This window comes from Rhodococcus sp. NFXS4 (genome assembly GCF_058139645.1).
Window position 1 is genome coordinate 282,609 of the sequence record NZ_CP192221.1, and the last position, 15,572, is coordinate 298,180.

Below are 15,572 nucleotides of genomic sequence, written 5' to 3' on the forward strand. Positions count from 1 at the left end.
CGATGCGCCACCGGTGGTGGGCCGTGCACGTGATGGTCCGCAACGCTACGCCCGGGACAGGTACCCCGGTGCCACTTTCACGAGCCGCCCCGGCCGCGGAACCGAAGTGGTGCCTCCGTCACGACATGTCGACCTTCTCGTTGTCACCCACGTCCGGCTTGTCGCCCGTGATGCGCGACTTGGCGTACGCGATGAGCGTCGAGACCTTGGACCCCGGCGCCGACCAGAACTCGGCGCCCTCCGACTCCACCCGGATGAGGACGACCTCGTCGGACTCGGGACCGTTCTCGAACCACGCGGCGACGCCCTGGCTCCAGAGATCCTTCTTCTTCGCGTCGTCCAGCACCACGCTCGCGCGCCCCGACAGCGAGACCCACGACGTGCCCGACTGGAACGACACGTTGACCGATGGATCGGAACGGATGTCGGCGACCTTCCTCGAGTCGTTCGCGGCGAAGAACCACAGATCGCCGTCGAACTCCGTCTCCTGTAGAGCCATCGGCCGTGCCTTGAGGTGTCCGTCCGTGCCGTGGGTGGTGAACATGCAGAGCTTCGCGTCGGACAGCAGTTCGGCGACGCGGGCGGTGCCTTCGGTTCTCTCGTCAGTAGTCATGGGGCACGGCTACCCGCGGTGGTGGTGGCGCAACCGGAAGGCGGGTCAGGAGACGCCGTACTTGGCGACGAACCCGTCGAGATCCGCGCTCTGCAGGTCTGCGGCACGGGCGAGGACGTCGCTGTGCGGCCAGTCCCACCACGCGATCCCCTGCAGTGCGCGGGCCGTCTCCTCGCTCGCGCGTCGTCGGATCGGCTTCGCGGGGACACCGCCCACCACGGTGTAGGGCGGCACGTCCTTCACGACGACCGCCCGTGCGGCGATGACCGCCCCGTCCCCGATCGTCACTCCCGACATGATCATGGCGCCGAGGCCCACCCACACGTCGTGGCCGATGCTGACGTCCCCCTTGGTGCGCGGCTCCGCGCGCCGGGTGCGGTCCGCCGGTGGGAAGACCTCGGTGAACGGGTAGGTGCTCACCGCATCGGCATCGTGCTCTCCGCCGAGCAGTATCACGGACCCGTGTGCGAAGGAGCAGTATTTGCCGATGGTCAACCGGCCGCCGTCCGCCCAGCCGACCATGGGCTTGCCGTAGGTCCAGTCGCCGATCTGGTGCCTGCGGTAGCGCCGCAGCCGGTTGGTGAGCGGGATGCGCCGATTGCGTCGTACTCGATCTCGCGCCGGTGACGGAAAGGGCAGTCTCATCCGATCGAGGCTAGGTGGCAGGACTCGGTGCGTCGAACGGTGTCGGTGGGTCGTGCAAAACTTCTGTCGCGTCCGTTCTGCCCCACGCCCGGACTCGCCGATCCCCAGCCACGACCCGCTCCACTCACGACGAGAGGCACCCGATCATGAGCGCTCCCGCCCGGCGCCGCGCCCCCCGACCCGGCGAGGCGCTGTCCGCCGAGGACCTCGCGACTCTCGAGGCGGGGCTCGCGGCCGGTCGCCGCGTCACCGTCTACCTGCGGGAGGCAACGCCGTCACTCGGCCTCGAGGCGGGCGCCTCGGCGAGGGTGATCTCGGTCGACGGCACCACGGTGACGGTGAGCCCCAAGGGCATCGACGACCAGCTGCCGTACGAGGCGGACGAGTTGCGTCTGAGCAAGGACGCGCCGGCGCCGGCGCGCAAAGCCACGAAGGTCGCTCCGCGCACGACGGCGGCGCGCCCGACAACCCGCCCCGCCGTGGTCCCACCCCCCGTCGTCCCACATGCAGCGACGCCCCGATCGGAGACTCCCGTGCCTGTAAAAGCAGCACCCGAGAAGTCGGTGGCCACGCCGGCTCTCGCGCCGGAGACGTCGGTGAAGCCCGCGGCTCGGCCGGCTCGGCGCACGAAGGCGCAGCCCGCGCCGGTGTCGGTGACCGTGACGTCGGGGCCCGACGATCAGTGGACCGTCACCGTGTCGCACGGTGCGAAGAAGCTGGCCAAGCCGTCGGACGTGACGGCAGACCGGGTCCTCCGCGCGATCCGCGAACTGGGCGACGATGTGGCTTCGGCTGCCGTCGAGGACAAGATCGAGGCGGCTCGGGCTGCCGCGCTCGAGCGGGTCGAGGCCCTGAGTCGGGAGCTCGACGAGGCACGCCGCGCGCTCGATCGACTGAAGAACGAGTAGAAGCGTCGCGTTCCGGGTCCCGCGTATTGCTACGGTGTGCGTGACCTCGGAGGGGATACATGCTCAAGAAACTCGTGCTCGTTGCCACCACAGCGCTGGCGCTCGCCGGCGGGATCGGCGCCGGAACCGCGTCGGCCGCACCCGTCGCCGTGCTCGGTGGCGGATCCGGAGTGCTCGTCGCAGACAGCACCGGCAAGGGCAAGTTCGACTGCACACTGACCACCATCGGCAACGACGCCGCCGGTCGACTCGTCGGCATCACCGCAGGTCACTGCGGCGTTCCCGGTGATCTGATCGGCGCCGAGTACCTGCCCGACGCGGGCGCCGTCGGCCGCATCGTGAGCTCGGTCCCCGGCCTCGACTACGCCGTCATCGAGTTCGATCGGGGCCGCGTCGCACCGACCAACCGCGTCGGCAACGTGACCATCACGGGCGTGGGGGCGCCCGCGACGTTCCCCGGCATCATGTGCAAGGAGGGCCGCACCACCGGCAACACGTGCGGCATCACCTACGGGGAGCTCTTCCAGAACGACCGCACCTACACGCAGATCTGCGTCCAGCAGGGTGACTCGGGCGGCCCGGTCGTCGCCGGCACCACGTTGGTGGGCATGGTCAACGCGTACCTGGGCATCCCGTGCATCGGTCCCGAGGTGGGCACCAACATCCAGACGGTGCTCGACGACATCAACCGCGGCGGCGGCGTCGGTACCGGGTTCACCGTCACGGGCTGATCGCCGGACCCCAGCCACACGACGAAGGCCGTGACTCCCGAGAGGGGGTCACGGCCTTCGTCGTGTCGGCTGGGTGGAGCTGTGAATCAGTTGACGCGCAGGCACGCCTTCAGCGTGGTGAGGTCGCCGGCGAATCCGGGGCCGTCGCAGGTGACGCCGCCGAGGGAGTCGACCGTGACGGTCGAGCCCGGTGCCGCGATGGCGATGGACAGACCCGGGTTCAGGCCGAGTGCCTCGGCGACGGAACCCGGTCCGAACGCGATGGCGGCCGGTGCCGCGTAACCGACGGCCGAGCTGCTGGCGATGCCGCCGTTGAGGCCGAGCGCCAGGGCGAGGGCGTTGCGGCTGGCGTCGGCGGACGCGTCACCGTAGGCGGCAGCGGCGCTGGAGGCGTCACTGGTCGCCGAGCACAGGCCACCGGCGGGCACGGCGTCCGCACCGAACGGTGCCTGGCATGCCGTGACCGGTGCGGCCGAGGCGGTGGCGGGCAGGAATGCGGCGACACCGAGTGCGACGGTGAACGCTCCGGCGATGGTTCTCTTGACGACTGACATGACGTGGGTTGCCCTCTCCCGAAAACGATCGACGGCAACGATCGTTGCCGCGTCTTGTCCTCGAAGAATGCCCCCGCCGGGTATCAGCCAACTCTGCCGACGGTCACGGTCAGGTCACGGTCTTGTCACCGCGCGGTCTCAGCTGCAGACGGCGCCCTGCGACGCGGACCCCACGAGCTTGGAGTACTTGGCCAGCACGCCACGGGTGTAGCGAGGCGGAAGCGGTGCCCACTCCGCCTTGCGTGACTCGAGCTCGGCGTCCTCGACCAGCAGGTCGAGCGTGCCGTTCGCGACGTCCAGGCGGATGCGGTCGCCGTCGCGGACGAACGCGATCGGTCCGCCGTCGACGGCCTCGGGAGCGATGTGCCCGACACACAGGCCCGTCGTGCCACCCGAGAACCGACCGTCGGTCATCAGCAGGACGTCCTTGCCGAGGCCCGCGCCCTTGATGGCTCCGGTGATCGCCAGCATCTCGCGCATGCCCGGGCCGCCCTTGGGGCCCTCGTACCGGATGACGACGACGTCGCCGGACGTGATGGTGCCGTCCTCGAGAGCGTCCATCGCGGCGCGCTCACGCTCGAAGACGCGGGCGGTGCCCTCGAAGACGTCGGAGTCGAAGCCTGCCGACTTCACGACGGCGCCGCCGGGAGCCAGCGAGCCCTTCAGGATCGTGATGCCGCCGGTCGGGTGGATCGGCTCGCTCATCGCGCGCAGCACCAGACCGTCGGGATCCGGCGGGGCGATGTCGGCGAGGTTCTCCGCCACCGTCTTGCCGGTGACCGTGAGGCAGTCGCCGTGCAGCAGGCCGGCGTCGAGCAAGGCCTTCATGACGACGGGAACGCCGCCGATGCGATCGACGTCGGTCATGACATGGCGGCCGAACGGCTTCACGTCGGCGAGGTGCGGCACCTTGGCGCCGACGCGGACGAAATCGTCGAGGGTGAGTTCGACACCTGCCTCGTACGCGATCGCGAGCAGATGCAGCACGGCGTTCGTGGAACCGCCGAAGGCCATGACGACGGCGATGGCGTTCTCGAACGCCTCCTTCGTCATGATGTCGCGCGTGGTGATGCCGCGACGCAGCAGTTCGACGACGGCCTCGCCGCTGGCACGAGCGAATCCGTCGCGACGCTTGTCGGGAGCGGGCGGAGCGGCGCTGCCGGGGAGCGACATGCCCATGGCCTCGGCCGCGCTGGCCATCGTGTTGGCGGTGTACATACCGCCACAGGCGCCCTCGCCGGGACAGATCGCGCGTTCGATGGTGTCGACGTCCTCACGTGACATCAGGCCGCGCGAGCAGGCGCCGACGGCCTCGAACGCGTCGATGATGGTGACCTGGTGCTCGCTGCCGTCCGAGAGCGTCGCGAAACCGGGAAGAGTGGAGCCCGCGTAGAGGAAGACACTCGCGAGGTCGAGGCGCGCGGCCGCCATGAGCATTCCGGGCAGCGACTTGTCGCAGCCGGCCAGCAGCACGGAGCCGTCGAGGCGCTCGGCGCTGATCACGGTCTCGACCGAGTCGGCGATGACCTCACGGGAGACCAGCGAGAAGTGCATGCCCTCGTGGCCCATGGAGATGCCGTCGGACACGGAGATGGTGCCGAACTCGAGGGGATAGCCGCCGCCCGTGTGCACACCCTCCTTGACCGCCTTCGCCAGGCGATCGAGCGAGAGGTTGCACGGGGTGATCTCGTTCCACGACGACGCGACGCCGATCTGGGACTTGCCCCAGTCCGCGTCGCCCATGCCGACCGCGCGCAGCATGCCGCGCGCTGCGGTCTTCTCGAGACCGTCGGTGACGTCGCGGCTGCGGGGCTTGACGTCGGCCGTGTCGGCGCTGGTGGAGGTGGTGGCGTCTGCGGGGGTGCTGCTCATGGCAAAAACCCTAGACCGCACCGGAATCACCGATCATCGGGCACCGCACTCGACCTCAGCCACCGTGACCGTTCCGTTATCAACCAGTGACCCGATCGTGACACTTGCGATGCGCTACCGCGTGGTAGCGCTGGCATCGTCATGCCTATCGAGAGCACGTCCAGCGTTCGACGGATCGAGGTGAAGACCGTGAATACACTTGTTGCACAGCCGCTTACGGATGATTCGGCGGTGTCTACCGCGCCTCGGCCCGCGGCTCGCTCGACGGCGGAACTGTCGGCTCTGCTGCAGGCCGTCGGCCGTGGTGACCGTGAGGCGTTCGCCCGGTTCTACGACGCGACGTCCTCCCGCGTCTACGGAGCCGTGCTCCGGGTGCTCCGCGATCGTGGATTCTCCGAGGAGTGCGTCCAGGACGTCTACCTCGAGGTGTGGCAGAAGGCCCCCACGTTCTCGCCCGAACAGGGGTCGCCGGCAGCGTGGTTGGTGACCATGGCGCACCGGCGAGCCATCGACCGCGTGCGGTCCGAGCAGTCGCGGACCGATCGCGAGTCGAAGTACGCGATGCTCGACGCCGCCGTGGGGATTCACGACACGTCGGACCGCTTCCTCGACCGCCGTCCGGTGCTCGACGCGATGCAGGAACTGAGTGGCCGGCAGCGGGAATGCCTGTTCATGGCGTTCTTCGAAGGTCTCACGTATGCGGAGGCCGCCGATCGTATGGGCGTGCCTGTGTCGACGATGAAGTCGCGGATCCGCAGCGCACTCGCGAAGATGCGCGTCGATCCCCGCGTGGCCTGCCTGGCGGAGTGACCGTCAGCGGCCGTCCGTCACGGGCGGTCCGGACACGTCGCAGTGCATCGGTGTGCGACCCGTCGGGCGAGGTGTGCGGATCGAGACGGCGGCGAGTGCCCCGGCGAGAGTCAGCATGGCCGCACAGATGAGCATCGCGGCGCGGAATCCCGACGAGAACTGCGCGGGATCCAGCTGCCCGGAGATGCCGACGATGCCGGGAATCGCGGCGACCGAGAGCAGTTGAGCCGTGCGCGCGACCGCGTTGTTCACCGCGGACGCGGTACCCGCGTGCGATGCCGGTGCCGCACCGATGACGGCGGCGGTGAGTGGCGCCACGAGCAGGGAGAGCCCCACGCCGAACACGACGACGGCCGGCAGCACGGCACCGAGGTAGGTCGATCCCGGCTCGATGCGGATCATGAGTACCAGCCCGACCGCGGCCACCAGTGGTCCCACCGTCATGGGCAGACGAGGTCCGATGCGGCCGGCCAGCGCGCCGGCGCGCGCCGACAGCAGGAGGAGCGCCGCGGTGATCGGCAGTGTCGCCGTGCCGGCGGCGAGGGCCGAGTAGCCGAGCGCGACCTGCAGTTGCAGCAGCAGCAGGAAGAACACGCCGCCGAGCGCGGCGTAGGCCGCGAAGGTCACGATGTTCGCCGCGACGAAGACCCTGGACGAGAAGAGCGACGGCGGCACCAGAGGGTGGGCCGTCCGGCGCTCGACGACCACGAACACGGCCATGCCGACCAGGCCGATCGCGATGATCGGCCACCGTCCGTCGATCGCCCCGTACGTCAGTGCCGCGAGAGCGAGGGCGACGACGGCAGCTCCGGGGAGGTCGAGTCGGCCGGAGGTCTCGGGGTCTCGCGTCTCGGGCACGTGGCGCAACGCGACGACGACGACCGCGACGGCGAGCGGCACGTTGAGCAGGAATATGGACCGCCACCCGGCGATCTCCACGAGCCAGCCGCCCAGCAGCGGGCCCACCGCGGACCCGATGCCACCGAAGCCCGACCACAGGCCGATGGCCGCACCCCGATCCTTCGGATCGATCGAGGCCGACAGGATCGCCAGCGAACCCGGCGTCACCAACGCCGCGCCGATGCCCTGCACGACACGAGCGAGCACGAGGAACTCGACGTTCGGCGCCAGACCGCACGCGACCGACGCGACCGCGAACCAGATCGTGCCCAGGACGAAGATGCGCCGCCGTCCGACACGGTCGCCGAGCGAGCCGCCCAGCAGCACGAACGCGGCAAGCGTCAGGGTGTAGCCGGTGACCGTCCACTGCAGCCCGCTGACGTCGGCGCCCAGTTCGGTCCCGATGTCGGGGAGGGCGATGGTGACCACGGTTCCGTCGAGCAGCGACAGGGTCGATCCCAGCACCGTGGCCAGCACGATCCACCGGCCGCGCGCCGACGACAGAGGGACGGTCGGCGGGGGCGAGGTCACTGGTCGTCGAGACAGACGACGAAGGCGCGCTCGTCGTAGACGTAACTGCGTGACGACGGGCATTCCGAGGCGTCGGTCGTGCCCTGCAGGACGTCGACGACCCGGACACCGCCGATCATCGGGGCGTCGCAGTCCGAGCGCTCCGGGTCGGGCGTGCCCAGATCCATGCATCCCCCGACCACGAAGTCGATGTCGAGGCACAGCGCGCCCTGCTCGATGCCGGCGAGCGTCTCGTAGTACGTCTGGTCGACGTCACCGGGACAGAAGTCGGTGGAGACCTCGGCAGACACCACGCGGTAGTTCGATTCGGGAGACCCGCACGCGGCCTCCTCGATGGTGGCCTCGTCGACCGTGCCGCCGAGACGCACGCAGTCACCCGCCTGCGCGTCGATGGAGACGTCGCCGCCGGTGCCGGACGCAGTGGTGGGGACCGGCGGGAGGATCGAATCGTTCGGCAACTCGGGCACCTCGGACGCGGGTACGGAGCCCTGCTGAGCGACGGGGGTACCGGTGATCGTCGACGAGCATCCTGCCAGCAGGGCGACCGCCGTCAGCACGAGGAGAACGGCCGGAGCGCGCCGCGTTCCCGGTCGCCGAGAAATCGTCATGGACGACACTGTAAGCCCGTTGCGCCGTTTGTCCGACGTGTAAGTATTGAGCGGTGGACCTCCCCGTTTCACCCCCGTTGCAGCCCATGCTCGCCAAGGCCTCCAAGACGGTCCCCGACCAGCCCGACTCGGGGGATCCGGCGTGGTCCTACGAGCCGAAGTGGGACGGCTTCCGCACGATCGTCTTCCGTGACGGGGACGAGGTGGTGCTCGGGTCACGCGGTGGTAAGGACCTGGCCCGGTACTTCCCGGAGATGGTCGACGCCGTGCGCGAGGAACTGCCCGAACGATGTGTCGTCGACGGCGAGCTGGTGGTCGCTCTCGAGACCGACGGATCGTGGCGGCTCGACTGGGACTCGCTGTCCGAGCGGATCCACCCCGCCGACAGTCGCGTGCGGATGCTGGCCGAGAAGACCCCCGCGCAGTTCATCGGATTCGATCTCCTGGCTCTCGGTGACGAGGACCTGACCGGTCTTCCCTTCGCCGAGAGGCGTGCCCGCCTGGAGACGATCCTCGACACGGGTCGGACCGAGCCGCGGTGCCACGTGACGCGCGTGACCGCGGACGCCGCTCTGGCCACCGACTGGTTCGACCGGTTCGAGGGAGCGGGACTGGACGGGGTCGTGGCCAAGCGGCTCGACGGCGTGTACGTGCCGAACAAGCGCGAGATGATCAAGGTCAAGCACGCCCGCACGGCCGACTGCGTTCTCATCGGGTACCGCATTCACAAGAGCGGCAACGGTATCGGGTCGATGCTGCTGGGTCTCTACAACGGTGACCAGCTCCAGATGATCGGCGGCGCGTCCGCGTTCACGGACGCGAAGCGGTTGTCCTACCTCGAGGAACTGGAACCGTTGCGGCTCGGTGACGACATCGTCTCCGACGGCGAGCAGACCCGCTGGCGCTCAGGCATGGACCGTACGTGGATCCCGGTGCGGCCCGAGCGGGTTCTCGAGGTGGCCTACGACCAGATGGAGAAGTCCAGGCTGCGCCACGCCGCGCGCTTCGTCCGCTGGCGCCCCGACCGGGATCCGCTGAGCTGCACGTACGACCAGCTCGACGTGCCCGCGGACTACGACGTCTCCGACATCCTCGAGAGGTCCTGACCGTGGCCGCGAAGTCGACGCCCGTGATGCTGCAGGTCGGCGAGCGTGAGGTGAAGGTCTCGAGTCCGGACCGCATCATCTACGAGGCCACGGACCGCACACCGGACATCACCAAACTGCAGGTGTGCGAGTACTTCTCGACGGTGGGCGAGCCGTTGATGCGCGCCCTGGGGGATCGTCCCACCGCGATGGAGCGCTGGCCCGACGGGTATCGCGACGGGATGCGCCTGGCCACCGGCCCGCAGGACAAGGGTGGCGACGGCTTCTATCAGAAGCGATTGCCCAGAGGTGCACCCGATTTCGTCGAGACCGTCGAGATCACGTTCCCGAGCCGGAGGCGCGCGGAGGAACTGTGTCCCACCGAGCCGGCGTCGCTGGTGTGGGCCGCCCAGATGGGCACCCTGACCTTCCACCCGTGGCCGGTCCGTCGGCCCGAGGTCGACCGTCCCGACGAGTTGCGCATCGACATCGACCCCCAGCCGGGAACCTCGTTCACCGACGCCCGCCGCGTCGCTCTGGTGACGCGAGAACTGTTGGAGGAACTGGGTCTTCGTGGCTACCCGAAGACCAGTGGCAACCGCGGCATCCACGTGTACGTGCGGATCCGGCCGGAGTGGACGTTCGAGGACGTGCGTCACGCCGCGATCGGCCTGGGCCGTGAACTCGAGCGCCGCGACGACGGCGTGACCACGGCCTGGTGGAAGGAGGAGCGCGGTGCGCGCCTCTTCATCGACTACAACCAGAACAACAGGGACCGCACCATCGCGAGTGCGTGGAGTCTGCGGGCGCGTCCCGGCGCCCCGGTGTCGACGCCGCTGACCTGGGAGCGCCTCGCCGAGACCAGCGACCCCCGCGAGTACTCCCTGGTCACCGTCCCCGACTACCTGCAGGACGGCGATCCCTGGGCGTCGATGGACGACGAGGCGTACTCCTTGGCTCCGCTGCTCGATCTGTGGGAGACGCTGCCCGGCGGCGAACTCAACTTCCCCCCGGACTACCCCAAGATGCCCGGCGAGCCGCCCCGCGTCCAGCCGTCGAAGAAGGTGGCCGCCCATTGGGACGAGGACGGCAACCGGGCGCAGGAGTAGGCGACGTCAGTCGGCGACAGGCCGGCGGGCGGCTGCGCGCATCGCCTCGAGCTCGCGGATGATGGTCGCGGCGTCGTGTGGGCCGCTGTGGCGCTGCGGAACCCGGCCCTCGACGCCGAGATAGAACGTCGGTGTCCCCGGTAGCTCGCTGGTGAGCGCGTCGAGTTCGTCGTCCTCGACGCGGGTGACGAAGTCGCCGGTCCGGAGGTCGTCCTCGAAGCGATCCATGTCGAGCCCGAGGTCCGCGGCGTAGCGGTCGATGTCGTCGCGCTCGAGGGCGTCGCTGTGCAGGAACAGCGTGTCGTGCATCTCCCAAAACTTGCCCTGTGCCGCAGCAGCTTCCGACGCCTCGGACGCGTACCGGGCATGCGGGTGGTAGTCGTCGAGCGGGTAGTGGCGGAAGATGTAGCGCACCTTGTCTCCGAAGTGTTCCCGCACCTCGCGCGTGCTTCCGGTCGCCTTGCTGCAGAACGGGCACTCGAAATCGCCGTACTCCACGATGGTGAGCGGCGCGTCCACCGGTCCGCGGATGTGGTCCCGCTTCGGGCTCACGCGGCGGAGGAGGTCCAGTGACGGTTCCGCGGGCGGCGGCGCGAATCGGTTGCCGAGCGAGAACACCAGCCAGCCGAGCAGCGCGGCGATCACGGAGGCACTGAGCACGCCGACGCGGGCTTGATCTGCAAGAGCCGGGTCGTCCAGCGCGAGATCGACGATGAACAGCGAGATGGTGAATCCCACGCCGGAGAGCGCGGCGCCGCCGGCGATCTGCGGGAAGGTGAGCCCCGGCGTCATGGATCCCGGCCGGAGCTTCGCGAACACCGCGCTCGCCGTCGTGATGCCGACGAACTTGCCGAGCACCAGGCCGACGACGATGCCCCAGGTCAGCGACGACGTGGCGGCGGCACGCAGCGTCTCCGAGCTCAGGACCACACCCGCGTTCGCGAGGGCGAAGATCGGCACGATGATGAAGGCCGTGTACGGCTGATAGAGCCGCATCAGCCGCTCGTTCACCGAGACGGCGCGCTCGAGTCCGAGCCGCGCGGCGCGGGCGTACTCCGGATTGGGGGACTGCCGGAACGCGCGGGTCAGCGCGGCGGCATGTTCCACCTCACGCCGCCGCGGCGGGTAGACGGGCAGGATCAGGGCGATCATGACGCCCGCGAGAGTGGGGTGGACGCCGGACTCGTACATGGCGACCCAGGTGACCACCGAGACGAGTCCGTAGCCCGCGCCGCGCCACACCCGCAGGCCGCGCAGCGACGCGATCAGAGCGAGGCCCGCCACGGACACGAGCAGGGGCCCTATCCGCAGTTCGTCGGTGTAGAACACCGCGATGATGGCGAGTGCGCCGACGTCGTCGGCGACGGCGAGGGTCAGCAGAAAGATGCGCAGACGCACGGCTCGGGCGGGTCCGACGACCGCGAGGAGCCCGACCACGAACGCGGTGTCGGTCGAGATCACGACACCCCACGCCGCGGCCTCGGGCCCGGTGGGATTGAGGAGAAGGAACAACGCCGCGGGCAGTGCGAGCCCGGCGATCGCCGCCACGATGGGAACGGCGGCGCGGGACCGGTCGCGGAGCTCGCCCATGGCGAACTCCCGCTTGACCTCGAGCCCGACGACGAAGAAGAACAGAGCCATCAGACCGTCGTTGACCCAATGCTGCAGGTCGAGCTCGATGCCCTGATCACCCAGCGTGATCGACAGCGGGGTGTGCCAGAACGACTGGTAGGTCTCACCCCACGGCGAGTTCGCCCAGATCAGCGCCACCACGGTGGCGACGAGGAGGAACGCGGCAGCGACGGTCTCGCTGCTGTCTCCCCGACGCGCGTCGGCGATCTTGTCGACCAGGCCTCTGAACCGCGTCCGATGCGCGGTGATCGACTCCGTCACCGCACGAAACTACAGCAGCGCCGCACCCCTCGCGGGGTGCGGCGCTGTGAGCTCGTGCGGTGGAGACGGAGTGTCAGCTCGCGTCGCGTGCCGCTTCCTTCTCGGAACCGGCGCCGGCCGTCGAGAGCTGGCCACCCGCGTTCTCGAGGTGCGCACGCACGAACCAGTGGAACAGCTCCAGCTGGCCGCTGTGTCCGATGAGCAGGTCCTCGGTGACGGGGTCGACCTTGCCGACCTCCTCGATCGCCGCGCGGTAGTCCGAGATCACGCCGGTGTAGACGAGGTCGAGCGCGCCGAGGTGCTCGATGGCCGGCGCGCGGCCGATGCTGTAGTCGTCCCACTTGCGCTGCGAGACGATGGTGCCGGGGGTGCCGAGTGCGGACGAGCCCAGCGTCGCGATGCGCTCCGCGACGTCGTCGGCGAAGCCGCGCACGGCCTCGACCTGGGGATCCAGCATCTCGTGGACGGAGATGAAGTTGGGTCCGACGACGTTCCAGTGCACGTGCTTGAGCGTCAGATGCAGGTCGTTCAGGGCGTTGAGGCGGTCCTGGAGGACCTCCGCCACATGGGCACCGTCGGCGACGTCCATGCCGGGAACGGTGTACGAGGCCGTCTTCTGCGTCGTGTCAGTCATGCACCGTGGATTCACCGTCGGCCCCTCGTTCAAACCCCCCGGCGTCGCAGGTCACACCGGCTCGGGGGCATGGTCTCGGTGTGGTCCGGAGCGACCCCGCATCTGCGTAGGCTGAGCGTCGTAGCGTTGTCGAGAAGGGTGTTCCACGAGTCATGCGAGTCTTCTTCTGCCGCAAGTGCGGTCAACAGCTGTCGTTCGAGAACTCCATCTGCCTGAGCTGTGACAGCAGGCTGGGATTCCACCTGCCGAGTCGCAGCATGCAGGTGCTCGACGACGATCTGTCCGTGGTCGTGGACGGCACCACCTGGCGACGCTGCGCCAACATCAAGTTGGCGCAGTGCAACTGGTTGGTCGACGCGACGGACGGGGACACGCTGTGCCTGTCCTGCGCCCTCACCCGCACGCGGCCCGCCGACTCCGACCAGGAGGCCATCGCCGAGTTCGCCTCCGCGGAGACGGCGAAGCGCCGGGTGGTGCTCGAGCTCGACGAGTTGCACCTGCCGATCATCGGGCGGGACGAGAACCCCGAGGGTGGTCTCGCGTTCGACCTGCTCTCGAGCGCCAACCGCAACGTCATCACCGGTCATGCCAACGGTCTGATCACGCTGGACCTCGCCGAGAGCGACGACGTGCACCGCGAGCAGCTGCGGGTGTCGATGGACGAGCCCTATCGCACGCTCGTCGGCCACTTCCGGCACGAGATCGGCCACTTCTATCAGATGGTGCTGATCGGCAGCGGTGAGCATCGCGCGCGGTTCGAGGAACTCTTCGGCAACCCGGACGACGACTACCAGGCGGCACTGGATCGGCACTACAGCGAGGGTGCACCGGACGGCTGGAAGAAGAACTACGTGTCGTCCTACGCGACGATGCATCCGGCCGAGGACTGGGCGGAGACGTTCGCCCACTACCTGCACATCCGGGACACCCTGGACACCGCTGCGGCCTACGCCTTCGCGCCCGCCGGATCCACCTTCGAGGCGCCACTGGCCGGAGACGTCGGTTTCAGCCGGATCATCGACTGGTGGCTACCGCTGACGTGGGCACTCAACCAGCTGAACAGGTCCATGGGACACCAGGACCTCTACCCCTTCGTCCTGCCGGCGAAGGTGCTGGAGAAGATGCGCTTCGTCCACTCCGTCATCGTCCCCGACGAGGTCTGAGCAGGCGCCTTCTACCAGGAACCGCTTCGTTCGGGAGGCAGCCGGGCGATGAGGGACCGCGCGCACTCGATGGTCAGCGTCGTGTCGTGGGACAGCACGTAGTCGTACCGACGTTCCATGTCGGGTCCGGTGTCGCCGAGGTCGCGGGCCGCGAGCACCGCGGAGAAGTGGGGCGTCAGCACGACGACGTCCCATTCCTCGCGCAACGCGTCCGACGCGGCGAGGTTGGCGCCGCGGATCTTCGGGGCAGGCTCGGTGCCGATGTTCTCCGCGAGCGCTCCGACGAGCGTCGCGTTCATGGCCATCAGCTCCCACCGTCGTCCGGTGATGGGCGTGAAGTGCTTGACGTGCTGGAACGCTCCGAGCATCAGCGCGGTCTGCTGGCTGTCGGTCGCCATCGCCTCGAGGTTCTTGCTGATCTCGATGAGCAGACGCTTGCTCGCGCGGCGTACGTCGCGACCGCCGGCAGCCAGGTTGTACGGCGTCGACATCGGGGTGAAGCCGCGATCGCGTGCGATCTCGAACTCGAGGGGTGATCCCACGGGACTGTCGACGGAGAGGTCGGTGGTCGATCCGTAGAGGGAGCCCTCGCCGACGCGCGCTCCCATGGCCTGCGCCGTGAGCGCTGCTCGTGGGGTGTCGATGCCCTCGGCCATGACCACGGCGCCGGTGCGCTCCACCTGGGCCGCGACGGCGTTGACCACGCGGGCCGTGAAGCGATTGGGGCGTGTGGCCAGAAGGGTCCGGTCCAGCTTGATCACGTCCGGCTCGAGCAGCGGGAGCAGAGCGAGGGACTCGGGCCGTACTCCCACGTGGTCGACGGCGATGGCCCAGCCGAGTCGTCGGACCTCGGCGACCACCTGCATCAGGTGCGCCGGTCGTCGGATGAGCGCGGTCTCGTCGAACTGCAGCACCGCGCCGCCCATGTCGTGGTCCCGCAGGTCGGGCAGTTCCGTGAGGGAGTCGGGGTCGACCGCGATGAACAGGGGCAGTTCACGAGGAAGCTCGGCGCGCGCGGCCTCGCTCAGCGCTCCGTTCCACCGCGCGGCGTCGAGGTCGGGTGTCATGCCCATCGACTTCGCGGCCGACGCGAGTGGCACGGGGTCGGCGAACGACGAGTCGGCGGGACCCAGAACGACCGCCTCGTACCCGACGATGGCATCGGTCTGCAGATCGATGATGCGCTGGAACGACGTGCGGAGGCTCTCGGGACCGAGCAGATCGCTGAGTCCGCCCCCGTCCCGGTCGCCGGAGAACAGCACGGGACGGGCCGGCCTGCTTCCGGCTGTGTTGGTTCGGTCGTCGATCACCACGGCGTGTGCCCTTCCGTCATGTCGGCGCGTTCGCGAGGAACGTGCTCGACCCTCGACCGCCGCCGTGGTTTGACAGGAGTCCTACGTCATCCCGACACGGCGCAGTCAGCGCCCTCCCGGGTGTCTCACCACATTACCCGATTGGCGATGGGGACCACCCGTATGTGTTAATTGCGGTGCGATCAGGTAAAGCGACTTCGCTA

15 protein-coding genes are annotated in these 15,572 nt (G+C 69.0%); 6 read left to right on the forward strand and 9 right to left on the reverse strand.

Annotation, left to right across the window (positions count from 1 at the left end):
* Nucleotides 1–118: 118 nt before the first annotated feature.
* Nucleotides 119–613, reverse strand: a complete 495-nt coding sequence (locus tag J4E04_RS01370; protein WP_027506110.1) for a pyridoxamine 5'-phosphate oxidase family protein — start codon at nucleotides 611–613, stop codon at nucleotides 119–121.
* 45 nt (nucleotides 614–658) lie between these two features.
* On the reverse strand, nucleotides 659–1,258 hold the full coding sequence (locus J4E04_RS01375) for a CatB-related O-acetyltransferase (protein ID WP_222649917.1): 600 nt from the start codon (nucleotides 1,256–1,258) through the stop codon (nucleotides 659–661).
* A gap of 146 nt (nucleotides 1,259–1,404) precedes the next feature.
* Here J4E04_RS01375 and J4E04_RS01380 point away from each other — a divergent pair, with 146 nt between their 5' ends.
* Together J4E04_RS01380 and J4E04_RS01385 are read left to right on the forward strand one after the other, a co-directional pair.
* The gene (locus J4E04_RS01380) at nucleotides 1,405–2,166 is read left to right on the forward strand and encodes a DUF6319 family protein (protein ID WP_222637925.1); all 762 of its coding nucleotides are present in this window, start codon (nucleotides 1,405–1,407) and stop codon (nucleotides 2,164–2,166) included.
* Nucleotides 2,167–2,225: 59 nt separating this feature from the next.
* Nucleotides 2,226–2,897 (forward strand): S1 family peptidase, encoded by a 672-nt coding sequence (locus J4E04_RS01385; RefSeq protein ID WP_027506112.1) that lies wholly within the window; start codon nucleotides 2,226–2,228, stop codon nucleotides 2,895–2,897.
* A gap of 86 nt (nucleotides 2,898–2,983) precedes the next feature.
* Here the strand turns inward: J4E04_RS01385 and J4E04_RS01390 are convergent, their stop codons facing one another.
* Together J4E04_RS01390 and ilvD are read right to left on the reverse strand one after the other, a co-directional pair.
* Nucleotides 2,984–3,451 carry a DUF6764 family protein gene (locus J4E04_RS01390; protein WP_037185983.1) on the reverse strand — a complete coding sequence of 156 codons (468 nt, stop codon included), beginning with the start codon at nucleotides 3,449–3,451 and terminating at the stop codon, nucleotides 2,984–2,986.
* A gap of 138 nt (nucleotides 3,452–3,589) precedes the next feature.
* The gene (gene ilvD / locus J4E04_RS01395; protein ID WP_027506114.1) at nucleotides 3,590–5,323 is read right to left on the reverse strand and encodes a dihydroxy-acid dehydratase; all 1,734 of its coding nucleotides are present in this window, start codon (nucleotides 5,321–5,323) and stop codon (nucleotides 3,590–3,592) included.
* A 231-nt stretch (nucleotides 5,324–5,554) separates the two neighbouring features.
* Between ilvD and J4E04_RS01400 the strand changes: the two genes are divergently transcribed.
* Nucleotides 5,555–6,133, forward strand: a complete 579-nt coding sequence (locus tag J4E04_RS01400) for a sigma-70 family RNA polymerase sigma factor (protein ID WP_490149742.1) — start codon at nucleotides 5,555–5,557, stop codon at nucleotides 6,131–6,133.
* A gap of 3 nt (nucleotides 6,134–6,136) precedes the next feature.
* Here the strand turns inward: J4E04_RS01400 and J4E04_RS01405 are convergent, their stop codons facing one another.
* Nucleotides 6,137–7,564 (reverse strand): MFS transporter, encoded by a 1,428-nt coding sequence (locus J4E04_RS01405; RefSeq protein WP_490149743.1) that lies wholly within the window; start codon nucleotides 7,562–7,564, stop codon nucleotides 6,137–6,139.
* Complete coding sequence (gene lppU, locus J4E04_RS01410) at nucleotides 7,561–8,172, reverse strand: LppU family putative lipoprotein (protein ID WP_037185985.1); 612 nt, start codon at nucleotides 8,170–8,172, stop codon at nucleotides 7,561–7,563. Before lppU ends, J4E04_RS01405 begins: the two co-directional genes overlap by 4 nt.
* A 53-nt stretch (nucleotides 8,173–8,225) precedes the next feature.
* On the opposite strand from lppU, the gene J4E04_RS01415 reads away from it, so the two are divergent.
* Together J4E04_RS01415 and J4E04_RS01420 are read left to right on the forward strand one after the other, a co-directional pair.
* A complete protein-coding gene (locus J4E04_RS01415) occupies nucleotides 8,226–9,278 on the forward strand; it encodes an ATP-dependent DNA ligase (protein ID WP_222632253.1) in 1,053 nt (350 codons plus the stop codon).
* 2 nt (nucleotides 9,279–9,280) lie between these two features.
* On the forward strand, nucleotides 9,281–10,366 hold the full coding sequence (locus tag J4E04_RS01420; protein WP_027506119.1) for a DNA polymerase domain-containing protein: 1,086 nt from the start codon (nucleotides 9,281–9,283) through the stop codon (nucleotides 10,364–10,366).
* A gap of 6 nt (nucleotides 10,367–10,372) precedes the next feature.
* On the opposite strand, the gene nhaA is transcribed toward J4E04_RS01420, so the two are convergent.
* A complete protein-coding gene (gene nhaA, locus J4E04_RS01425; protein WP_490150598.1) occupies nucleotides 10,373–12,217 on the reverse strand; it encodes a Na+/H+ antiporter NhaA in 1,845 nt (614 codons plus the stop codon).
* Between the two features lie 115 nt (nucleotides 12,218–12,332).
* A complete protein-coding gene (locus J4E04_RS01430; RefSeq protein ID WP_056441116.1) occupies nucleotides 12,333–12,893 on the reverse strand; it encodes a Dps family protein in 561 nt (186 codons plus the stop codon).
* Nucleotides 12,894–13,045: 152 nt separating this feature from the next.
* Between J4E04_RS01430 and J4E04_RS01435 the strand changes: the two genes are divergently transcribed.
* Nucleotides 13,046–14,056 carry a zinc-binding metallopeptidase family protein gene (locus J4E04_RS01435; protein WP_027506122.1) on the forward strand — a complete coding sequence of 337 codons (1,011 nt, stop codon included), beginning with the start codon at nucleotides 13,046–13,048 and terminating at the stop codon, nucleotides 14,054–14,056.
* 11 nt (nucleotides 14,057–14,067) lie between these two features.
* Here the strand turns inward: J4E04_RS01435 and J4E04_RS01440 are convergent, their stop codons facing one another.
* Nucleotides 14,068–15,369, reverse strand: coding sequence for an EAL domain-containing protein (locus tag J4E04_RS01440; protein WP_490149744.1), 1,302 nt, complete (start codon nucleotides 15,367–15,369; stop codon nucleotides 14,068–14,070).
* Nucleotides 15,370–15,572 lie beyond the last annotated feature (203 nt).

Excerpts from the sequence above, each read along its gene's own strand:
- lppU (WP_037185985.1), bottom strand. The coding sequence starts at position 8,172 with ATGACGATTTCTCGGCGACCGGGAACGCGGCGCGCTCCGGCCGTTCTC.
- J4E04_RS01375 (WP_222649917.1), bottom strand. The coding sequence starts at position 1,258 with ATGAGACTGCCCTTTCCGTCACCGGCGCGAGATCGAGTACGACGCAAT.
- J4E04_RS01390 (WP_037185983.1), bottom strand. The coding sequence starts at position 3,451 with ATGTCAGTCGTCAAGAGAACCATCGCCGGAGCGTTCACCGTCGCACTC.
- J4E04_RS01380 (WP_222637925.1), top strand. The coding sequence starts at position 1,405 with ATGAGCGCTCCCGCCCGGCGCCGCGCCCCCCGACCCGGCGAGGCGCTG.
- ilvD (WP_027506114.1), bottom strand. The coding sequence starts at position 5,323 with ATGAGCAGCACCCCCGCAGACGCCACCACCTCCACCAGCGCCGACACG.
- J4E04_RS01435 (WP_027506122.1), top strand. The coding sequence starts at position 13,046 with ATGCGAGTCTTCTTCTGCCGCAAGTGCGGTCAACAGCTGTCGTTCGAG.
- J4E04_RS01385 (WP_027506112.1), top strand. The coding sequence starts at position 2,226 with ATGCTCAAGAAACTCGTGCTCGTTGCCACCACAGCGCTGGCGCTCGCC.
- J4E04_RS01430 (WP_056441116.1), bottom strand. The coding sequence starts at position 12,893 with ATGACTGACACGACGCAGAAGACGGCCTCGTACACCGTTCCCGGCATG.
- J4E04_RS01370 (WP_027506110.1), bottom strand. The coding sequence starts at position 613 with ATGACTACTGACGAGAGAACCGAAGGCACCGCCCGCGTCGCCGAACTG.